This is a genomic window from Curtobacterium sp. PhB137, from assembly GCF_003814955.1.
In the GTDB taxonomy this organism is placed as follows: domain Bacteria; phylum Actinomycetota; class Actinomycetes; order Actinomycetales; family Microbacteriaceae; genus Curtobacterium.
On the sequence record NZ_RKQO01000002.1, the window covers coordinates 1 to 3,088 of the forward strand.

A 3,088-nucleotide genomic window follows, 5' to 3' on the forward strand; every position below is an offset into this window, starting at 1 on the left:
GTCTTGGCTCGTGCGTTCCAGGAGACAGTGCCCTGGGTGCCGTTGGCGAAGGCGTCGCCGGTGTTGGGCTTCCCGGTGAGGTTGTACGTCCCGAGGGTGGTCGACTCCGGAGCCGCCTCGACGGTGAAGTTGACGCGTGCGTTCGAGGTGTCGCCGCGGACGGGCGTCTGGGTGACGGTGAGGTCGTAGGCGGCGTTCGTGAGGTCGATGTCCGAGGGGGCAGACCACTTGCCGTCCTTGACGGTTGCGGTGGCGATGATCTGGCCGGCGTTGGTCCGGATGTCGATCTTGGCGCCTTCGTCGCCGGTGCCGGAGAACACCGGGCGCTTGGTGGTGACGGTGGACCCGTTGGTCGGGGTCTGGACGATGAGCGGTGCCGGGTTCGCCGGGGCTTCTTCGAGGGTCGTCGGGGTCGAGCCGTTGACGCGGTAGCTGCCGATGGAGCTGGTGCCCATGAACAGGTAGTTCATCTGGCTCGAGGTCGTCGTGGCGTTCGAGGCGTCGACCTTGAGGTTCCAGCGGAACTGCTGGCCGGCGCTCTGCGAGCCGCCGGTCTTGCCGAAGTTGAACTCCATCTGGCGGTTGTTGTCGAACAGGCGGCCGTTCTTGAGGTTGAGAACCTCGGAGTTCGCCCACGCGCCGCTGGAGCCGTTGCGCCACTGTCCGGTGACCGTGGTCTGGCCGGGCGCGAAGGTGGTGCCGGCTGGAGCGGCAACCGTGACGGTCCCCTCCATGCCGGTGCGGGTCGCCTGGTTCTCGACCACGAACGGCACGTTGGTGGGTGTGGTGCGGCTGAGGGTCACGTTCGGCTGGGGCACGCCGATGATGGGGCCGTTCTCGACGATGGTGATCGTGACGCTGGTGCGGTCGATCTCGACGCCGCCGACCTTCTGGATGATGGTGCGGGGGTTCGCTCCGACGGGGAGGTCGCGGATGGTGAGGGACCACTTGCCGGTGCCGTCTGCGGTGGTCGCGAACGAGGTGCCGCTGACGGTGATCGCGGCGCCGGGGGTGGCGGTGCCGGAGACGACGGCGGTCTTCGCGACGTTGTCGACGGTCCCGACCGTGGCGGTCAGCGCGGCGGCAGCCTTCAGCGTCGCCGATCCCTTGGGAGACGAGGAAGTGTACGACGGTGGCGGCGTGAACGAGGCGGTGAGGGTGCTGTCCGCGGTCGGCTTTTCGGTGGCACGGATGCTGAACGAGCGCTCGCCCATGTCGGTGGTTTCGTTCTTCATCGTCTCGCCGGAGACGTTCGTGTTCTTGTAGGTGACGGTTTGCTGGCCGTCGGAGGTGGTGCCCTTCAACCACTCCACGTGCCATCCGTACCAGGTCGACGGATCGGGAAGGTTGACGGCTTCGTAGCCGACCGGCAGGGTGAACGTCCACGAGTAGGACTTGCCGTTCTCGATGTCGATGCCGGTGGGATTCGCCGATACCTGCGGATTCCACCGCACCTTGCCGGTCGTGTCCTTCGTGAACACCTCGCCCGAGTCCGGTGCCGCACCCAGGTTGTGGATGCCGAGGGTGGTCGACTCCGGAGCCGCCTCGACGGTGAAGTTGACGCGGGCGTTCGAGGTGTCGCCGCGGACGGGCGTCTGGGTGACGGTGAGGTCGTAGGCGCCGTTCGTGAGGTCGATGTCCGAGGGGGCAGACCACTTGCCGTCCTTGACGGTTGCGGTGGCGATGATCTGGCCGGCGTTGCCCTTCACCTCGATGGTTGCGCCTTCGTCGCCGGTGCCGGAGAACACCGGGCGCTTGGTGGTGACGGTGGACCCGTTGGTCGGGGTCTGGACGATGAGCGGTGCCGGGTTCGCCGGAGCTTCTTCGAGGGTCGTCGGGGTCGAGCCGTTGACGCGGTAGCTGCCGATGGAGCTGGTGCCCATGAACAGGTAGTTCATCTGGCTCGAGGTCGTCGTGGCGTTCGAGGCGTCGACCTTGAGGTTCCAGCGGAACTGCTGGCCGGCGCTCTGCGAGCCGCCGGTCTTGCCGAAGTCGAACTCCATCTGGCGGTTGTTGTCGAACAGGCGGCCGTTCTTGAGGTTGAGAACCTCGGAGTTCGCCCACGCGCCGCTGGAGCCGTTGCGCCACTGTCCGGTGACCGTGGTCTGGCCGGGCGCGAAGGTGGTGCCGGCTGGAGCGGCAACCGTGACGGTCCCCTCCATGCCGGTGCGGGTCGCCTGGTTCTCGACCACGAACGGCACGTTGGTGGGTGTGGTGCGGCTGAGGGTCACGTTCGGCTGGGGCACGCCGATGATGGGACCGTTCTCGACGATGGTGATCGTGACGCTGGTGCGGTCGATCTCGACGCCGCCGACCTTCTGGATGATGGTGCGGGGGTTCGCTCCGACGGGGAGGTCGCGGATGGTGAGGGACCACTTGCCGGTGCCGTCTGCGGTGGTCGCGAACGAGGTGCCGCTGACGGTGATCGCGGCGCCGGGGGTGGCGGTGCCGGAGACGACGGCGGTCTTCGCGGCGTTGTCGACGGAATCGACCTTCGCCGTGATCGGGCTCGTGGCGGCAGCGGTGAGCGTGGTGACCGTCGACCCCGTCGCGCTGAAGGCACCCTGGGTGCTCGTGCCAGCGAACACGTAGCCGACGGTGCTGTTGCCGCCAGCGGCCTGGGCGGGCGTGGACACCAGGGTGTTGAACCGCATGAGCGTGCCGGCGGGGACATCGAAGCCGGAGCCGTTGACGGCGTATGTGAGCTTCGTGTTGCTGTCGGAGCGGACACCGTTGCGCATCCCGAGGTACGACGAGTCAGTCCAGTTGCCGTCCGGCGTCTTGTACTGCACGGCACGCGTGTCGGCGTTGGCGAAGGTAGTGCCGGCGGGCGCAGAGAGGACGATCGTGGCGTTGACGCCCGAGCGTGCGCCGGTGGTCTTGACGGTGACCGGGACGGTCGTCGTCGCGCCGCGGTTGAGTGCGACCGGGGGAGTCGTCTCCGGGACCACGACGCTGTTCCCGACGCCGGCCTTGAGGATGGTGGAGGCCTGGGGCGTGGTGGAGGTGTATCCCGGAGGTGCCGTGAACACGGTGAACAGGGTGGCGTCGGCTGTCGGCTGCGTGGTCGCACGGATCTTGAAGGTGC

General features: G+C 67.6%; 2 protein-coding genes. One reads left to right on the forward strand and one right to left on the reverse strand.

Annotated features, from left to right (window positions below; translation table 11 throughout):
- Positions 1-2,792: Ig-like domain-containing protein (locus EDF28_RS19080; protein ID WP_221182530.1), on the reverse strand; the 2,792-nt coding region annotated here is incomplete at its 3' end.
- 16 nt (positions 2,793-2,808) lie between these two features.
- Here EDF28_RS19080 and EDF28_RS19390 point away from each other — a divergent pair.
- A partial coding sequence (locus tag EDF28_RS19390) for a hypothetical protein (RefSeq protein WP_221182531.1) occupies positions 2,809-3,088 on the forward strand: 280 nt, incomplete at its 3' end.